The organism is Capnocytophaga sp. oral taxon 336 str. F0502, assembly GCF_000411575.1.
GTDB lineage: Bacteria > Bacteroidota > Bacteroidia > Flavobacteriales > Flavobacteriaceae > Capnocytophaga > Capnocytophaga ochracea.
In genome coordinates this window covers 533,760-552,219 of sequence record NZ_KE150488.1, presented here as the reverse complement: position 1 = coordinate 552,219, position 18,460 = coordinate 533,760, and the positions used below count along the sequence as shown (strand labels likewise).

Sequence of the window (18,460 nt, the reverse complement as noted above, 5' to 3'; positions counted from 1 at the left end):
AACACATCAACAAATCGTCATTCGTCACTCGTAATTCGTAATTATTATGCGTAAACTTCATTTAATTCTTTCCCTGATAGCAGGGGTATTCATACTGCTGGGAGCTCTTACGGGGGGCATCTTGGCGAGTGAATCGGTGTATAACCAAACGTTACCTTACAAAAGTGCAGCGTTTGAAAGCACTACCCTTGCCCAAACAATTGCCGTTTTAAAGGAAAAGAATATAGACGTCCTTAAACTCTCTATCGACCGCAATCACTTTGTGCAAATAGAGACGGCTGAGGGCGAAAAACTCTTTATCCATCCGCAATCGGGAGAGGTTATCAAAGGGAATTACAAACCCTCGAAGTTTATACAGTTCGTCAAAACGCTACACCGCTCGCTCTATATGGGCAAAACGGGACGAGTGATTATGGGGCTTACAGCCTTGTGTTTGTGTGTAGTAGCCTTGTCGGGTATATGGCTCATCGCCCGCAAACAGCAACGCTGGGGCAGGTTCTTCCACAAGCTTCCACAAGAGAAATTCTACAATCATTACCACAGTGCGCTGGGGCGCTGGGCGCTCGTGCCTATCTTTATTATTGCCCTCACAGGGGTGTATATGATGCTTGAAACGGTGGGAGTGTTTCCTAAATTCAAAGCCGAACACAATTACGATGTTAGCACACTACAAGAAACGCCCGCAAAACCTGCTAAAGACTTCCCCGTTTTCCAAGTACCTCTCGCCGAAGTGCGTCAAGTAGAATTTCCTGCTTTTGAAGATGTAGAAGAGGTCTATAAAGTAGATTTCATCGATAAAAATATAGTAGTCAATCAGTTTACGGGCGAGGTGATTAGCACCTCCACTTCTCCTTATAAAGGCTTGGCGTATTTGGTGCGCACCCTGCACATTGGCAAAGGGCATTATCTCTGGGCGACCGTCTTGTTGCTCTCGTGTATGGCGCTGTTGTTCTTCCTCTACTCTGGCTTTGCGATGACCATCAGAAAACGAAAGAAAGGCATCAACAATCCGTTTGATAAAAGCGAATGTGAATACATCGTGTTAGTAGGCACCGAAGGGGGCACCACCCGCAAGTTTGCTATCCTTTTCCATAACGAACTCCTCCGTTTGGGCAAGCGTTCCTACCTGACCGATATGAATGCCTACACTCGTTTTGCTAAAGCAGAGCAACTCATTGTATTTACTTGCACTTATGGCGATGGCGAGGCGCCTATCAATGCGACTCACTTTGCACACTTATGGGCGAAATATCCCCCCGCACAACCTTTGGCGTATAGCGTACTCGGTTTTGGTTCTGACTCTTACCCCGATTTCTGCAAATATGCCAAAGAAGTAGACCAACTTTTGTCGGCTACTGCACAAGCAGAGTGTGCACTGTCTTTGCATACCGTAAACGACCAAGACTTTGGTCAGTTTAAAGCGTGGGCAACGGCTTGGGCTATCGCGCAAAAGCTCTCTTTGGCTTTGCCCGATGATTTCAGTGTACAGCCTCAGCGCAAACCGCTCACTTTTACGGTAACGGAGAAAATACCCGTAATGGACGACGATATTTTCCTAATAGCGCTACGCCCGTCCCAAAAAAGTAGTTTTGTCTCCGGAGACCTCTTGGGCATTACTCCTGAAGATGGACGTGAACGACTCTATTCGGTTGCTAAATATCAAGGAGATGTGTGGTTGAGCGTAAAGCTACATTCACAAGGGGTGGTATCTAACCTGCTGAACAATTTGCAAATAGGCGATACATTGCAAGCTGCTTTGGTAGCCAACAAACATTTCCATTTTCCTAAAAAAGCACCTCAAGTGGTGTGTATTGCCAATGGTTCGGGGATGGCGCCTTTTATGGGAATGATAGCCGAAAATACCCAAAAGAAACCTATCACCCTGATATGGGGTTGTCGCCGTGAAGCCTCTTTGGAAATCTATCGTCCTTATATAGAACAGTTTACTCGCGAAGGAAAGATAGCCAACTATTGGCAAGCCCTCTCGCGTGAAGGTGATAAATTCTATGTGCAAGACATCTTGCAAAGAGAAGCTTCTTTCTTTGCTGAACTCCTCAAAAACAAAGGAATTATAATGATATGCGGGTCAGTTGCGATGGAGAAAGCAGTTACTGAAGTCTTAGAGGCGATTTGTAGAGAGCATTTAGAAAAACCGCTGAGCTACTACCAAAACAAAGGACAAATCAAAACAGACTGCTATTAACAAGTAACAATATGACAACCCATTCTTTACATATTACGCTTACAACTTCCATAAAAGAGGTACAGTTGCTTTTTGAGGCGCATTTGCTTTCAGCTCTGACTGTTTGTGAGGGAGATACTTTTATAGGGGTACTCCGCAAAGAAGTGGTGGAAGGTGTAGCTAAGGAAGCTTTAGTAGTCGATTATCAGTATGCGTTAGAACGCTTTTTTGTACCGATAACTGCTACGTGGGATACCGTAATAGAGGCTTTCGCTTCCTATCACACCGATATGCTCCCCGTAATAAATGAGAATCAGCAATTTATAGGTTATTACTACTTGGGAGACTTTATACAACAACTCACCAAAACGCCTTTTATACAAGAAGCGGGTCGGATACTCATCTTAGAGAAAAGTGCTCACAATTATTCTTTTACTGAAATCAGTAGGATAGTGAAAGAAAATGGAGGTAAGGTATTAGGGATTTACCTCTCTAATCGCACGGAAGACAATGTGCATATTACGCTCAAACTCATCACCAACCGACTCTCGGATATACTACAGGACTTCCGTCGTTATGGCTATGGTATCCTTACCGAGAAAGACGACGATCACTACCGCCAAGAACTCAAAGACATTGCTGATTACTTTGAAAAATACTTAGACTTAGGCAATAAGTAATAGATAAGAGGTAATAATAATCTTTAACTAAATATATTATGAAACGTTTTTTAATCACTGCTATGCTTTTAAGCATTTCGGCATTTAGCTATAGCCAAATAGCCGTAGGGGTGAAAGTTGCTAATCCGTTTGTAGCAGTTAATGTAATGAAACATCAAATTGCAAATACACCTAAGGGGATTAGAAACGGAGGAGGTATTTTTGGTGAGTTTTATATAGGGGCTTTTAATATAGGAGCTTTTATGCGAATACCTCTAAAAACACATTGGGCGCTAGAAACCGAAGCGTTGTTCAAGCGTGAGGGGGTTTGGTTTTTTCATCAAGAGGAAACAATAGAAGAACTTCTCTCTGATCGCGGAGTATATAAATTTTGGTATGCTGAGGTCCCTATCCTGTTACAATGGGAAGGAAAGCGCACCGTAAGAGGGTTTGCTCAATTAGGAGTGTCTCCTAAATTCTTAACTTCAGCAAAGTACTCTGCTGTTTTAGAAAAAGGCGACTATAATGTTACGAGCTCTTTTAATAGGGTTGTTCTCAATTTAAATGTTGGGGGAGGTGTTTTATGGAACAGAAGAGATTGGGTTTTTACTGCTGATGGAAGACTCTCTACTAATCTTACACCACTTACCTCTAAAAAGAACACCCCTGATATTGATTTCAGTAAGGCACAAAGCTATTATTTTGCGTTTTCATTAGGAGCAGGTTACAAGCCTTTTAAAAAGAAAGTATTGCCTTTAGAAAGGGCTATTCCCCAAGAAGAGCTCCCAACAATTACTAATGATAGTATTCCTGCTGAGGTGAATACATCACAAGAACAATATTTTTAATTTTTAACACATACATTATGAAACATTTTTTAATCATCATCGTTTTTTTGAGTGTTGCTACACTCGGTTTTTCTCAGACAGCCATAGGAGTAAAACTTAATAATCCTTTGGCAACGGTAAGCGTTATAACTCCTAAAACAGCCAATGAAAGCTATAATATAGAGTATTTTGGGCATTCAGGAGTTTTTAATACAGGCGTATTCTTCCGCCTTCCGCTCAAGACCCATTGGGTATTCTTACCCGAAGTAATGTACAAACGCGAAGCTATTCCTTTTCGTCCCGAAGGTTCTGATTTAAAACTATCCGACCGTCATTTTATTCGTTTTGATTGCTTGGAAGTACCTATTTTACTACAAATAGAAGGTAAAAAGAAATTTAGGGGCTTTGGACAAATAGGAGTAGCTCCTAAATTCTTACTTTTAGCCTCTTATTCCGAGAAACAATACAGTGAAAAGTATGATATCACCTCACATTTCAATACTGTTGTGATGAATTTGCATTTAGGAGGAGGTGTGATGTGGGAATTTCCTAAAATCATACTTGCGGTAGACGGTCGTTTTTCTACCAATCTATCGCCTCTCACCAATCAAGAACCTACACCTTATCTAAACTTTAAAGACTCTCAAAGTTATTACTTTGCCATTTCGGTAGGTGTAGGGTTTAAATTTTCTAAAAACAGACCTTTGCAGGAGCAAGAGCCTCCTGTCATTGCACCTCAGCCTGAGAGTACAGCACCTGTAGAAGCACCTACTGAGGAGACAACAGAGGTGAGAGAAGAATAGAAAAGTGCGAACCGTACGGGCAGTGTGAGCTACATCGGCAGTTTTTAGGAGAAATGAGCATAGGAATTTTTAAACAGAAAACAGGTATCTTATACAAATCTTGGACGATAGTTATAGGATAAAAGGAGCTATTTTAGGAGGAAAAATTCTGTAAAAAGGGGTTTAGGCAGAAAAACACTATATATATTAGTAAGGAGAGAAATAGAAAAAGAAAAAAGTACTTTTAGTGAAGAAAAGAGGGAATGTTGTAGAATGGTGATAAAGGGATTTAGAAGGTCTCGGAGAGGTTTGTAGAGAGCTGAAAAGAAGAGTGTAGCGATTAGGGAGAGTTAGAAGTAGGAAGGAATGTTGTAGAGGAAATGAAGGGAGCTAAAAGTAGTTATTATAGAAAGGAATTAGGTGTGATGTGGATGTAATAAGCAATAATATTTTGTATTAAACAAACGTTAAATAAAAGATTTAACAAAAAATTATATATAATACTAAATCTTTAATTAGAAAAAAACTGTACTTTTGCAAAATAATAGCTAAATGCGGCTCTTTAGATAACTACTATCACGAAAGTAAAAGTTAATAAATGGAAAAAGTTTTAATGAACTTAGAGTATTACTATGAGTTATTCCAGCTCAATAGTTTATTCTTAAAGATACTATACACCCTAATTTTTCTTCTGTTGTGTATAGTGATTTACAATCTCTTCTTTTTAATAAAGAAGCACTTTAAACGTGTGAAAACTCAAAAGCGGCAAGCTTATCTTCGCCGAGAGTATTATGATAGAATAAAGGAAATTCTGTTTACTGAAAAAGTATACAACAGCAATGAGTTTCACGATCATTTGGGGATAAGCTCTTATGACGGGAGTTTTAAAAGAGAGCTGACAAATTTGATATTGGAAATTATCGATAAGAACCCATCGGTGAACCAGAAGAATTACGAATTACTGATGGACGACCTCAAGTTGAAGAAGTTCTGGGAAATGGAATTGCAAACAGGCTCGAAGAAGCACAAGGAAAGGGCTTTGCGCAAGATTAAGGGGCTTAACTTGGTAATAGCAGAATCGGTATTGATACCGATGACAACTATACAGAACTCTATTTTGCGTAGGAAAGCGCGCAGTTTGTATATTTACATTAGTAAAAACAATCCGTTTAAGTTTTTTGATGAGGATTTTGACGATCAATTCTCGGAATGGGATAATATTGAAATACATGAGATATTGAGTAAGAAGCCTGAGAATACGATTCCGAATTTTATTCAATGGGTGCAAGAGCACTCGGCTGGAGAGGGACTAAAGTCGTTTCTTGTGTATGAGATGGGCTGTTATGAGCAAAAGGATGCTTCGTCTTATTTGTTAAAAATGATAGAGAGCAGTGGGGTGAAGTTACGCCAGAGAATTATTAAAACACTAGCAATATTGGACTATAAACAGGCTTCGCCTTTTTTAATAGGGATTTATCCTGTACAACCTTCGTTCATTCAAGATGAAATACTTAAGGCGCTTGGAGTATTTTCCTTAGAGGAAGATTTGCCTTTTATAGAGAATACGGTTGTAAATACACACAATGTGGAAACTAAGATGCAAGGGCTGTATACGCTATTGAGTTTTGGCAATAAAGGAAGGGCTGTTTTTGAGAAACTGAAAGCGCAAGCGAAACCTGAAGAGCTATTAGCCTTCCAGCACGTAGAAAACCCTTTAAACCGAAGAGCATCATAAATAAAAGTAATGGAATTATTATCAAATATTTTTCAAATAGCGGTATTCATTTACTCGATAATGATATTGGTGTGCATAGGAGCACAAGTGATATTGGCGCGTTATAACTTGCGTAGTAGTAAATGGAAATATACTGAGTTAGACCTTACGACTCTTAAGAACTCGCCTTTGGCGCCAGGTATTTCGATTGTAGCGCCTGCTTATAACGAGCAAACTACTATTATCTCGAATGTAAACTCATTACTTTCATTAGATTACCCTAAATATGAAGTGGTGATAGTGAATGATGGTAGCAAGGATAGGACTCTTGAATTGCTTATAGAGGAATATGAATTAGAGGAGACTCCTTTTATATACATAGAGCGCATTAAAGCATCGCCGGTAAAGCGCATTTTCAAATCTAAGAACCCGAAATATGCTAAGCTTACGGTAGTAGACAAGGTGAATGGGGGAACGAAAGCTGATGCCTCGAACGCAGGGGTAAATGCCTGTATGTACCCTTATATGTTGAATACTGATGTAGACTGTGTGCTTGCTAAAGATGCATTACTGAAAATGATTATGCCTTTCTTGAAGTCATCGGTAAGAGTAATAGGAGTGGGAGCTACTTTGAGAATGAGCAATGGTTGTGAGATGGAAGATGGGAAGTTGGTGCGTGTGAGTCCGCCAAAAACATTTTTTCCAGCTTTTCAAGAGATAGAATACTTGCGTTCTTATTTGGTGGGGAAGATGGGCTGGTCGGTAATTAATGGGGTTCCTAACATTTCGGGAGGATTAGGATTATTCGATAAAGAGGTGCTTATTAATGCGGGGGGATATGACCCAGCGTCGTTTGCTGAAGATATGGATATGGTTACCCGTATGATAGTATATATGAAGGATTTTAACTATGATTACCGAATAGTAGAAATTCCTGATACTTGTTGTTGGACGGAAGGACCTCCGAATTACTCAGTAATGTACAAGCAACGTACTCGCTGGGCACGAGGGTTGTTTCAGTTTTTTATGATTTATCGCAAATACTTGTGGAATTACAAGTATGGACGTTTGGGACTCGTAACAATGCCTTATATGTTCTTGTTTGAGTTTTTGGCACCTATTATAGAAACAATAGGGATTAGCTTACTCATTTATATGCTTTTTACGGGTGGAATTAGCTACATAAACGCCATAGTTGTATTTGCTACTATTTACCTTTTTGGTTTAATGGTATCGTCTTCAGCGATTGTGTTTGACTATGTTACCCAACAGCATTACCGGAAGCTTAGGGAATATTTTCGCCTGCTACTTATCACCCTTATTGAACCGTTTACTTATCACTTATTGATAGTATACTTTAGTATTAGGGGGTATATCAGCTTCTTGGCTAAGAAGAACTTTGAATGGGGAGAAATGACTCGACAAGGTATTGACAAGAAGAAACAAAAGCCTATTGCACAAAGTTAAAACACAAAGAAGATGAAGAAATTAAAGATATATAGTACCTTGTTGTTTTTACTGTTTTGCGGGAATCTTACTGCGCAGGATAAACAAGTGGTAAAGCAAATAAACGACTTTTTCAACACTGGACAGTATGACAGAGCAAAAAAGTTATTGGACAAGAATTTGGCAGAGTATTCTAAGAACTCTGATCTTCTGTTTTTGATGGGGAAGTATTACTACCAAAAAAAGCAGTATGACAAGGCACGTTATCATCTGTTGAGAACTTTGGATGAAGTACCAAAACACACGGCTGCTAAAGAGATACTTTCTAATCTTGAAATAGCAACAAAACACTATTCGAGTGCGATATGTTATATCAATGAGTTGTTAGAGGTAAGTCCGTATGATGCGGAGTTATGGCGCAAAAAGATAGCCGTTTATCGTCAGCAGGGGAATGATATAGAAGCGAATCAACTTTTGAAACGTATTCGAGTTATTTATCCACAAGATCAGCAGTTCAAGAAGGACTATGTGTATTCACTACAAATGCAGTCAGCTCAAGAGAAAAAGAAAGGTAATATAGACGAGGCAATAAGGATGCAGGAGGAGACCCTACGCTTAAATCCTAAGAATGAAGAAGCGTATACGACCCTTATCAACAGCTATTTGCTATCAGGAGATAAGGAAAAAGCACTGACCTATACCAATCGAGGATTGCAAAACTTACCCAACAATCAAGAACTTATCAATCGTAAGATAGGTATTTTAACTGAAATGAACCGCTATGTGGATGCGGTGGAGTTTGCGCAGCAAGAGATGCGAAAGGGGAATAAATCGCCCCAAATGATGAAAAACTACAATGATTTGCTTAATCAGGCGGCTCTATATCAAAATCAGTCAGACCCTTATGTGTTGTATGGGAAGTTGTATGAGAGTAATCCATCGAACCAAGAAGCCTTAGATTACTTGATTAATAACTCGATTACCAAAGGTTATTATACTGATGCAGCTATGTATATTGAAAAAGGTATCAAGAGCAAAGGGCATACAAAGGAACTACTATCGAAGAAATACAGCCTTTTGTTACTTACTAACCAAGAAAAAGAAGCTTATAATGTATTGGAAGAACTCTATACAAAATTTCCTAACGATTCCGATATTAAGAATAACTATTTGCAATATCGTTATAATAGAGGACAACAGTTGGCGCAAGAGGGGCGTTATACAGAGGCAATACCCGATTTACAATTTGTAGCTTCACAAACAGACCTTAATTGGCGAGAAAATGCTATTAGTGCCTTGTATGGGGCTTATTTACAAAATAAAGAATACGATAAAGCCTTAGAGCAGGCTAATGTCCTTACAGAACTATACCCCAAAAGCAAGAGTGGTTTTGTGAAGAAAGCAACAGCACTTGCAGGACTTGAGAAATATGACGAGGCTCTTGCTATTTATAAAAAACTTATAGAAGAGAGTACTCCCGAAGAGAATGATATTTATGTGAATGGTTATGAGGAAACAGCTTTGGCTTATATTAAATATTTAAATGAAAAAGGAGATGCCAACATTGCTTATGAGCAACAGAAAAAACTCATAGCTCTTAAAGAAAACAGTAATCAAGGGTTAAAATACCTTATAGGAACCTCATCGTTATTGAAAAAGGACAATGAAGTAATCAGTTATACACAAAAAGGGAAGGAGCTTTATCCTGAAGATTTTTACTTTGTAGAACAAGAAGCTTATGCTTATACACGTACAGATAAGCCACAAGAAGCTATAAATGCTTTAAATCCTTACTTGGAGAAATATTCGTATAACAAAGACCTTTCTAAAGCCTATACTGAAGCTTCGGAGAAACAGGCAAAACAAGAGTATAAGGAAAGGAATTATGATAGGGCACAAAACACCTTGCAGAGAGCTTTAAAGTATGATCCTTTGAATAAGAACTTACAGTACGAACGCGGGCGTGTATTTGAGGGGCAAAAGCAATATGACAGTGCTTATTATTATCAGCGTAGCTTTCAGCCTTCATTAGTAGAGTTGAGCGATTTTAAAAGGCATTTAAACTATTTGAAATACAAAACTTACAAGAATGAAATGCAGTTTTTCTACCAGCAAAATGAACTAAAAGATAAAAAACTGCCAGGTATATTTACAGCCATCTACAACAGATACCAACCTAAGAATGGCTACTCAGTAGGGATAGCTTCATCAGGGAGAGCTGATAAACGTGCTTTTCAGGGGCAGTTGAGCTGGACACATATTCTGAACTACAAATGGTACTTTGATATGAATGCAGCACTTTCAAACCATTATTTCCCTGAGTATATGGGAAATTTAACATTTCATAAAGATTTGCGCAATGAATGGGAAACCGAAATTGGTGTTGGTTATAAAAAACTTCGCACTAATGACGACCCCAACCTCATCCAAGCTCATTTAGGCGCTACCAAAGTATTAGACGACTTTACTTTTAACGCTAAACTTACTGGAGTGTCATCCAATAGCAATTTCTATTACAACACCTTTGCAAAAGTACAATACGACTTGTTAGACAAACGCAGTTTCTTAGCTATCTTTGGAGGGATAGGTTCGGCTCCTGTTGATGAGATTCTCAACTATCAGCTTTATGGGCAATTCTCAACTACCAATGCCAATTTTGGAGGAATGGGGCAGTATATGCTCACTGATAAATTAGCTTTATCGCTCTCAGGTGTTTGGTATAACTACTATAATGGTTTAGAATATAGTGATTTGTATAACTTAATCTTTGGAATATATGTTTCGTTTTAGTATATTAGCTCTTCATTTTCTTCTTTTAGGAATGTGCCAGAGCAATGCCGAGAGAATTACAAGTACTCAAGTCTCTCTACTTTCAAAAGGGTATAACATTAGTGCGCAACCTAATGCTTCGAAAATAGACGAGAAATGGGCTAAGTATTTTTATGACCATCTAAAAAACAGAGTGAAGGATACCCAGAGGATAGTACTCAATGGGCAAAATGCAAACTATCTAAGCCTGAAAGTAAAAGTAGATAATAGTCTTGCTAATGATTATTGCATAAAAAACGAAAATAAACAGTGGTTTATTACTGCCAAAACAGAACGCACTATAAAATGGCTCATCTATCAGTTTATAAAGAAGATTAGTGAGGATGACATTTCAGTACAGGCTCCTGATTTAAATCCCTCTATTATTAATTTAAACAAAGGATGTACAAACTTTGCTTTTGCTTATCGTGAACCTCACTTCTCGCCTAATTTAAATGAAGATTACAATCAAATTTATAACACTCATAATATTGAAATAGACTGGGGATTGTGGGGGCATAACCTTTCTAAAGTAATAGATAAAAGCAATAAAGCTATCTTTGCTACGGTAGAGGGAAAACACAATGAATCACAATTAGATTTTACCTCTGATGCTCTTTATAAAGAGATAGAAGATTATATTATTGACAACTTTGGAACTGAAAAGCCAATGAAGTTTATGATAATGCCAAATGATAATGCAATAGTCAGCGATAGTCCTAAAAATAAATCGTTAGGAAGTACTGCAACTAATGCTACTCCATCAGTGTGTTTTATGATAAATAGGCTAGCTAAACGCTTTCCTAAACATACATTTTTTACCTCTAGCTATCTCACTACCAAAACACCTCCTGTACAAAAATTAGCTAATAATACAGGAGTAATCATAAGTACAATAGATTTACCTAAAGGAATAGCTCTTAACAATCATAAGACTACAAAAGAGTTCTATAATACACTTCAGCAATGGGAGCCAAAAACAAGTGAGGTATACCTATGGGATTACGCTTGTGATTTTGATGATTATTTTACCCCCTACCCTATCCTCAAAGGATTCCAAAAACAACTGAAATCTTTTAAAGAAAAAGGTGTTAAAGGAGTGTTTATCAACGGTAGTGGTTATGATTATAGTTCTTTTAACGATGTACAAACCTTCGTAATGACATCATTACTGATAGATGAAACCCTCTCGGTAGACGATTTGGTAACCAGATTTTTCAAACAGTATTACCCTATATCAGGCTCACTACTTACTGAATACTATCTTTCGCTAGAAAATGCACAACAGCAAAAAAACAAACCTTTGCAACCTTATGGGAATTTTACTAATGCATTACAAACTTACCTCTCAGCAGAGCAGTTTGTAAGTTTTTACGATAAATTGGGGGCAATACTTCCTAAAACACAAGAAGAGGAACACAAAGCATTAGAAAAATTATATAGCGCTCTTAGCTTTACTCGTTTACAGTTGGCTTATACTAATAGTTATAATAACTACGGTTTTGCTTTACGTAAAAACAATAGTTTACAGCTACGACCACAAGTACAACAATGGATAGAAGCCTTAAGCAAAAGTACTAAGTACAAGGAGATGGCTCGTTACCAAGAAGAAGAAAAAGGTACTGTAAAGGGGTATATAGGTCAATGGAATGCTTTACTTACACGTACTAATTTTCAAAATCTTATATTAGGAGAGCAACTCATCGCCAAAAGCACCTTAGATGAGGATTACCAAAACCTTTCTGTACTCACCGATGGTCTAGAAGGATTTCCTTTAGATTATCACATCGGTTGGGTGATTAGCTCTATAGATGATTTAAAAGTCCTACTCCCTTCACAAAGCCAAACTAAGAAAGCTAAAAAAATAGCCATTAGCTTTCTACAAAATGAAGAAGGACGTTTTTATATGCCTACAAAAATAGAAATTTATAAAAACGACAAACTCTATAAAACAATGGTTCCTCCTGTACAAAAAGGAATAATGAATAGAATAATTACAACCGATGTAGACCTATCAGATAGTAATAAAACTGAAATACATATTTATAGAAACACCTCCAAAAAGCGTAACTTGATGGCTACTTCCGAAATTCGTTTAATACCTTAATAATTTTTTACAATGAAATCTCTATTTACTTTTTTACTAGCAAGCCTCTTTTTAGTGAGTTGCCGCGATGCTTCTGAATTATACCCACCTACTACTATCAAAATTACTGACCCTATCCGTCACTATTATCCTGTGGTACAGGGCGAACAGTTTGAAATAAATATCTCTATTAAGAACACAGGAGAAAATTTTCTTAAGATTACCGATATACAGACCTCTTGCGGTTGTATGGCTGTTGATAAAAACTCTATGGGCCTTGTGAGAGCTGGAGAAACGGGATATATTAAAATTATAAACGATAGTAAAAAGAATATAGGCTATGTAAAACACTTTATCAAAATATATGGCAATATCCCTAATGGAGAAGCTGAAATGATATTCGATTACAATGTAGTACCTGATGCTCTGTATACCCCCGATTATGAAGAGATTTATAGCAAAGAAAACAAATCTAACGAAGTACGCCGACAAAAGTATTACGTAGATTAATAAATTACTTGTATGAAAATAAAGGGCAATTACTATATAGAAATTGTCTCTTAAATAATTAACACTTCAACGTTATTTCCTTATTTCAGTTCTCTGATAAGGTACATATACACCGGGAAGTGGTCAGAATATCCCCAAGTGTAATTGCCATTGCTCATACTGCGGAAAGGATATCCCTTATAGCGTCCTTTGGGGTTAGCCAAATACGAGCGATTGAATATCCCCGTTTTCCAATAGCGGTAACTACTCTTGTCTTCTTTTAGCAAATCATAAGTAAAGTAAAACTGGTCAAAAAGATTCCAGCCGTCCTGATAGGCTAACGTTCCCATTCCTTTTTTCAGCATAGCCTCCATTGGGTTAAATAACTCTCCTTGTTTTACATCTTCTTTTTTGTCTTTGGTTTTTAACACATTCTTAAAGCCTGAGTTAATAGGGTCATCGTTAAAGTCACCCATTGCTATCACCTTAGCATTAGGGTCTTTGCTGAGGAGTGAATCTATAATTTTCTTGTTCAAAGCTGCCGCTTTTTCACGACTGGGTCTACTTTTAGCTTCCCCTCCCAAACGCGAAGGCCAGTGGTTTACTATAAAATGAATCATTTCACCGTCCAATTCACCACTTACTAACAGTTGGTCGCGAGTGTAAAGAGGCTTCCCGTCATCTTTGGTGAGGTATAAAGGGTGTGGAAATGAAGCAGTGGGTTTAAACACGCTTTTCTTGTAGATGAGGGCTACATCCACCCCACGAGCGTCCGGTGATTCGTAATGTACAATCCCATAATTATATTTCTTCAAATATTCGGTATTGATAAGGTCTCTCACTACCGCTTCGTTTTCTATTTCGGCAAGACCTACTATATCGGGGGCGTGTTTGGTAACATCACTTCCTATCTCCGAAATTACTTTGGCTATCTTGTGTACGTGGTCGTTATACACTTTACTCGTCCAGCGGTCAGCTCCCTCAGGAGTGCGGTCATCATCAAACTTATGAGGGTCATTAATCGTGTCGAAAAGGTTCTCAACGTTGTAAAAAGCAACGGTTCTCACAGCAAACTTCTTTTTTTCTTGTGCGTTTATGTAAGGTGTCATCAAGATGAACGACACCATTAAAAATACTATTCTTTTCATCTATATTAGTTTTAATTTGTTAGTCTTTAGTTATCTCAATATTTTATTGTCTCTCTTAAAATCTTATCCTTCCTCATTTCCTCATTTGCTAATTTTCTCATTCCCTAATTTCCTTATTCAATTGTCTGTCGTGCTACGACTAATCGCCTGTCGTGCTACGACTAAAAATCCTATCCAAAAGCCCTTTTTTCTTTTCTTTTCCCTCCTGTGTAGCTGTTTGAGTGCTTGGTGCTGGCGCAGGTGCATTTGCAGGATTTACCACATCGTCTACCGATATATCTTCCTCATCTTCCACATTGTGTAGCTTACCTTTGCGCTCATAAATCCGATAATGCACATCTCCTGCTCTTATGGTATCTTTGGCAGTACTGCTCAAAAGGCGGTCAAAGAAACCTTCGCGTACAGTAGGCTCACATTCAGTTACCTCCGTACGTATCTCTTCGCTTACCTTAAAAGTAGCTCGCGTTAAGTCTTTATACTTGCTGTTGCGGTTCAGTTGCGATACAAACAAGGCAGCAATAGGCAATGCCGAGTTAGCTCCTTGTCCCAAACGCGTACTTTTAAAACCTATCTGCTGGTCGTTACCCACCCACGTAATCATCACAAGGTTGGGGAGCATTCCCGCAAACCAACCGTCTTTATTGTCTTGGGTCGTACCTGTTTTACCCGCAAGGTCATTGGTAAGTCCGTATTGCCCACGCATACGTGATGCAGTACCTTCGTTCACGGTTGAGCGCATCATCTGTATCATTATTTGGGCAGTGCGTTCACTCAGTGCAGGAGCTAAAACCTTAGGTTTGCGTTCCCATATTACTTCCCCTTTTTTGTTCTCTATTCGGGTGATAAAATAAGGCTCTACAGGCACCCCTTTGTTCGCAAAAGCCGTATAAGCCTTAGCTACTTCTATCACCGATAGTTCAGCCGAACCCAATGCTATCGAAGGCACATTCGGTAGGGTAGAGGTGATGCCTAACTGTCGTGTTTTCTTTATCACATTCTTTAGCCCCGCATAAAAGAGCGTTTGTACTGCTATGGTGTTCAACGATTCTCGTAATCCCTTGCATACTGAGTAATATATGTTAGGGTCATCGTCAGTCTTAGAAGCGTTGCGTGGCGACCAATATTCGTAATCAGCATAGGTCAAAGGCAAGGGCGAAAAGTGCGTGCACACAGGCATTCCCATCTCTAAGGCAGTAGCGTATACTATCGGTTTAAAAACTGAGCCCACTTGGCGACGGCTTTGTAGGATATGGTCGTACTTAAAGTAGCGGAAGTCTGCCCCACCCACATAAGTTTTAATTGCCCCTGTTTGAGGCTCTACACTCACAAATCCCGTGTTTAATATGCGTATAAAACGCGACAAACTGTCCAATGTACTATGCTTTTTGATACTGTCTTCGGTATAGAAAGATAAATCCATCGGCTTCTTCTCACTCAGCTTCGCCCATATCTTCGCTTCCGAGAGTTTTTGCTCTTCAAGTTCTTTATAAGCGGGCAACTTCTTCACTTCCTCCTTAAACCAGTCACTGTCCAAGTTCCAAGGAGCACGTTTGCCATAAGTCTGTTCAAAATCTTGTTGTAACGATGTTAAATGCTTTTCCACTGCTTTCTCAGCATATTCCTGCATTGTCTTGTCAATGGTCGTATAGATGCGCAATCCATCTTTATAGATATTATAAGCCGAACCGTCTGGCTTCTTCACGTCTTTCAGCAGTTCAGGTAATAATAAGCGTATTTGTTCTACAAGATAAGGCGCTACACCATCTTTTTCAGCCGTAGTTGCCGTAGTTTTAAGAGTGTCTCTTGTATGAACTTTAAAGTCGTCTTCGGTCAGCAAGTTGTTTTTCTTCATCTGTGCCAACACCACATTCCGACGCTCTTCACTGCGCTTGGGTGAGGTACGCGGATTATAGCTATTCGTCGCTTTAAGCGTACCGATAAGCGTAGCCGCTTCATTAAGCGTAAGGTCTCTCGCCGATTTGTCAAAGAATCGTTGCGCCGCACTTTCTATCCCGTAAGTATTATCGCTGAAAGGCACAGTATTGAGGTAAAGCGTCAAGATTTCCTCCTTGCTGTATACCTTTTCTATGCGTCTGGCTATAATCATCTCTTTGATTTTGTGTATAGGCATCGAAAGTTTCCCGTAGCGCTGTCCACGCCCATAAATATTTTTAGCCAACTGCATTGTAACAGTACTTCCCCCTCCCGATGAGTCGTCTTGCAAAAGCAGTGATTTAAAGAAAACCCTAAACAAACTCTTCGTGTCTACCCCTTTGTGCAAGTAAAAACGCTCGTCTTCGGTAGCGATAAGTGCGTTGATAAGATAAGGAGGAAAGTCCTTGTATTCTATTTTAGTACGGTCGAAGATATAAAATTTCCCTATCAATTGGTTCTCGTAATCGTAAACAAGACTCGCTTCCGATTGGCGCAACTCTTTCAAATCCTCCTCTGAGGGTAACTTGCCAAAAGCCCCAAAGTAAATTAACAAGATGAGCAACAGTATACCTGCTACGCCTATCCCAATCGGTATACCTATGCATTTGAGGTAAAACTGATAAGGTTTAGCCCGCAACCATTGCCAACTGCGGTGGAATATGTTGCCCGTATATACTATCTGTTCCTGTTCCTTTTTCGGAGCGTTTTTTCTATTCTTATATACTTGGTAAAGTCTAAAAATACCATAAGGAATTATAAGCAAAGCGAAGATAAATACCGCCCAGAGCACTTTTAAGGCATAACGTAGTAATTTATATACCATCGAAGCCAAAGCGATACAGCCTTCTAACAACCGTGATAGCAGGGTAGCAAGCGCAAGACCGCCTTGTGTAAGTAGCTTCTTAAACGATATATTTTTCAGATTCATACTTAGTTTTAATGATGTTTAAAGTACAAAAGTACGATATAATTTTCAATTAACAAAGAATCCCACCGTTTTTCTTATTCCACTTTATAGCAATTTAGGCTCTAGTCCCTTAATAAGTTTCTCTCACCGCTTACACCTTTCCTGAGCCTCTCCGAAATTCTTAACCTTTTTTCCATTTGCTAATTTCCAAATTTGCCAATTTGCTAATTCTCTTTTCCATCATACTCCCCCTAGTGCCTATGGACTAAGGCCTATTGCCTATTCCTCTTTCTTTCGCCTCGAAACCCTGTTTTTAACATTTTTTGCGTTGTCGTATCACAGTATGAATCAACTACTTATATACCCTTTCTATACCAATCGTCCAAGATTCGTATAAGCTTCCTATAAGCTCTCTATAAGCTAACCCCACCCTCCTTACACCCTTTTTTCATCAAAAACTCTCCCTCCCCTCTTCCGAACTCCTCCGTTTCCTTCCGAACCCCTCAACGCTTCCTCATTTGCTAATTTTTCCTCGCCTGCCGTGCTATGGCTGCCTGTGTGGCTCGCACCTTTGCCAAAGTTAATTGTACACTGTCTGTCGTACTACGACCTCGCATTTCTGAGTCTCTCCGAAATTCTCTAATTCCTATTAAAAAGCCGGTTCAATCCTAATATAATTTAACGTCAGTTCGATATATACAATATTGATTTACAATTGCCTTTTCATTACTGTTCCGTGAAATTCCTCAGCTAAAGCTGAGCCAATCCGTGGAACAATGATGTTTTACAAAAGAATCATCTGTGCTAAATCCGTCTAGCTAGCTCCTATCTGTCTTGCTACAGCTTGTTTGATTTGTTGCAATTTGTTTAATTTCTCTCCCGAAGGCAGATTAAACCATTATTTTCTCTCTGCAACCACGGCATAGTATCTATTCGTAAAATATCGCAATAACGGACGTAAACCTAACTTCTTCACAGGGTGTGTCCATTTCTCTCTATAAATAATACGAAAGCCCGCTTTCTCTACCAGCATATCCAATTGCCAATCTTCAAACTCGTGATAATGACAGTCGCGGGGGTCAGACGTATTGCGGTAGGCTTTGGCAAACCAAAGGCGCAAGGGCACAGTAATGAGTACTCTTTTAGTAGGGAGATTCTGCAAAACTGCCAAAGGGTTTACCAAGTGCTCTAAAATTTCCAAAGCCACTGTAAAATCAGCCTTAAAGGCTTGTAGGGTGTGTGATTCAAAATCCAAATCCTGCCCCGTAGTGTTGAGCACAGTATAGCCTTCTTGTTGCATTACTGCCGAAAAAGGATTCTCCACCCCCACATCGAGGATAGTGCTACCCTGAGGGGTATATTGTTTGAGAATACTCAAAGTTTTTTGATAGCGTTTTTTAGGAAATATCTTGTACATAATTTACATTGACAATTAACAAGGAGATGACTCTTTTGAGCCACAACCTTTACCAAAGTT

At 38.9% G+C, this 18,460-nt stretch carries 12 protein-coding genes; 9 read left to right on the top strand and 3 right to left on the bottom strand.

All coding sequences use genetic code 11. The features are described from left to right. Positions 1–46 precede the first annotated feature (46 nt). The 9 genes from HMPREF1528_RS02425 to HMPREF1528_RS02385 all read left to right on the top strand — a co-directional run bounded on the left by HMPREF1528_RS02425 (position 47) and on the right by HMPREF1528_RS02385 (position 13,014). Positions 47–2,203 (top strand): PepSY domain-containing protein, encoded by a 2,157-nt coding sequence (locus tag HMPREF1528_RS02425; protein WP_016478497.1) that lies wholly within the window; start codon positions 47–49, stop codon positions 2,201–2,203. Positions 2,204–2,214: 11 nt separating this feature from the next. Further along, a complete protein-coding gene (locus HMPREF1528_RS02420; RefSeq protein ID WP_016478496.1) occupies positions 2,215–2,862 on the top strand; it encodes a CBS domain-containing protein in 648 nt (215 codons plus the stop codon). 38 nt (positions 2,863–2,900) lie between these two features. Continuing rightward, entirely contained in the window at positions 2,901–3,689 is a 789-nt protein-coding gene (locus HMPREF1528_RS02415) for a porin family protein (RefSeq protein ID WP_016478495.1), read from the top strand. 17 nt (positions 3,690–3,706) lie between these two features. Next, the gene (locus HMPREF1528_RS02410; RefSeq protein WP_016478494.1) at positions 3,707–4,471 is read left to right on the top strand and encodes a porin family protein; all 765 of its coding nucleotides are present in this window, start codon (positions 3,707–3,709) and stop codon (positions 4,469–4,471) included. Between the two features lie 577 nt (positions 4,472–5,048). Continuing rightward, positions 5,049–6,185 (top strand): hypothetical protein, encoded by a 1,137-nt coding sequence (locus tag HMPREF1528_RS02405; protein WP_016478493.1) that lies wholly within the window; start codon positions 5,049–5,051, stop codon positions 6,183–6,185. A gap of 9 nt (positions 6,186–6,194) precedes the next feature. Continuing rightward, on the top strand, positions 6,195–7,631 hold the full coding sequence (locus HMPREF1528_RS02400; RefSeq protein ID WP_016478492.1) for a glycosyltransferase family 2 protein: 1,437 nt from the start codon (positions 6,195–6,197) through the stop codon (positions 7,629–7,631). 12 nt (positions 7,632–7,643) lie between these two features. Then, complete coding sequence (locus HMPREF1528_RS02395) at positions 7,644–10,400, top strand: tetratricopeptide repeat protein (protein ID WP_016478491.1); 2,757 nt, start codon at positions 7,644–7,646, stop codon at positions 10,398–10,400. Continuing rightward, positions 10,387–12,525: a DUF4838 domain-containing protein gene (locus HMPREF1528_RS02390; protein ID WP_016478490.1), complete on the top strand. Its 2,139-nt coding sequence runs from the start codon at positions 10,387–10,389 to the stop codon at positions 12,523–12,525. The genes HMPREF1528_RS02395 and HMPREF1528_RS02390 overlap by 14 nt, the downstream gene beginning before the upstream one ends. Positions 12,526–12,537: 12 nt before the next feature. Beyond that, positions 12,538–13,014: a DUF1573 domain-containing protein gene (locus HMPREF1528_RS02385; protein WP_002674963.1), complete on the top strand. Its 477-nt coding sequence runs from the start codon at positions 12,538–12,540 to the stop codon at positions 13,012–13,014. An 80-nt stretch (positions 13,015–13,094) separates the two neighbouring features. Here HMPREF1528_RS02385 and HMPREF1528_RS02380 read toward each other — a convergent pair whose 3' ends face one another. From HMPREF1528_RS02380 to HMPREF1528_RS02370, 3 genes are all read right to left on the bottom strand, one after another. After that, positions 13,095–14,141 carry an endonuclease/exonuclease/phosphatase family protein gene (locus tag HMPREF1528_RS02380; RefSeq protein WP_016478489.1) on the bottom strand — a complete coding sequence of 349 codons (1,047 nt, stop codon included), beginning with the start codon at positions 14,139–14,141 and terminating at the stop codon, positions 13,095–13,097. A gap of 139 nt (positions 14,142–14,280) precedes the next feature. Continuing rightward, on the bottom strand, positions 14,281–17,004 hold the full coding sequence (locus tag HMPREF1528_RS02375; protein WP_016478488.1) for a penicillin-binding protein 1A: 2,724 nt from the start codon (positions 17,002–17,004) through the stop codon (positions 14,281–14,283). An 877-nt stretch (positions 17,005–17,881) separates the two neighbouring features. Further along, positions 17,882–18,400, bottom strand: a complete 519-nt coding sequence (locus HMPREF1528_RS02370) for a class I SAM-dependent methyltransferase (protein ID WP_009422277.1) — start codon at positions 18,398–18,400, stop codon at positions 17,882–17,884. Between the last annotated feature and the right edge of the window lie 60 nt (positions 18,401–18,460).

Bases quoted from the DNA above. Each gene is read 5' to 3' on its own strand.
- HMPREF1528_RS02425 (WP_016478497.1), top strand. From the start codon at position 47: ATGCGTAAACTTCATTTAATTCTTTCCCTGATAGCAGGGGTATTCATA.
- HMPREF1528_RS02420 (WP_016478496.1), top strand. From the start codon at position 2,215: ATGACAACCCATTCTTTACATATTACGCTTACAACTTCCATAAAAGAG.
- HMPREF1528_RS02415 (WP_016478495.1), top strand. From the start codon at position 2,901: ATGAAACGTTTTTTAATCACTGCTATGCTTTTAAGCATTTCGGCATTT.
- HMPREF1528_RS02410 (WP_016478494.1), top strand. From the start codon at position 3,707: ATGAAACATTTTTTAATCATCATCGTTTTTTTGAGTGTTGCTACACTC.
- HMPREF1528_RS02405 (WP_016478493.1), top strand. From the start codon at position 5,049: ATGGAAAAAGTTTTAATGAACTTAGAGTATTACTATGAGTTATTCCAG.
- HMPREF1528_RS02400 (WP_016478492.1), top strand. From the start codon at position 6,195: ATGGAATTATTATCAAATATTTTTCAAATAGCGGTATTCATTTACTCG.
- HMPREF1528_RS02395 (WP_016478491.1), top strand. From the start codon at position 7,644: ATGAAGAAATTAAAGATATATAGTACCTTGTTGTTTTTACTGTTTTGC.
- HMPREF1528_RS02390 (WP_016478490.1), top strand. From the start codon at position 10,387: ATGTTTCGTTTTAGTATATTAGCTCTTCATTTTCTTCTTTTAGGAATG.
- HMPREF1528_RS02385 (WP_002674963.1), top strand. From the start codon at position 12,538: ATGAAATCTCTATTTACTTTTTTACTAGCAAGCCTCTTTTTAGTGAGT.
- HMPREF1528_RS02380 (WP_016478489.1), bottom strand. From the start codon at position 14,141: ATGAAAAGAATAGTATTTTTAATGGTGTCGTTCATCTTGATGACACCT.
- HMPREF1528_RS02375 (WP_016478488.1), bottom strand. From the start codon at position 17,004: ATGAATCTGAAAAATATATCGTTTAAGAAGCTACTTACACAAGGCGGT.
- HMPREF1528_RS02370 (WP_009422277.1), bottom strand. From the start codon at position 18,400: ATGTACAAGATATTTCCTAAAAAACGCTATCAAAAAACTTTGAGTATT.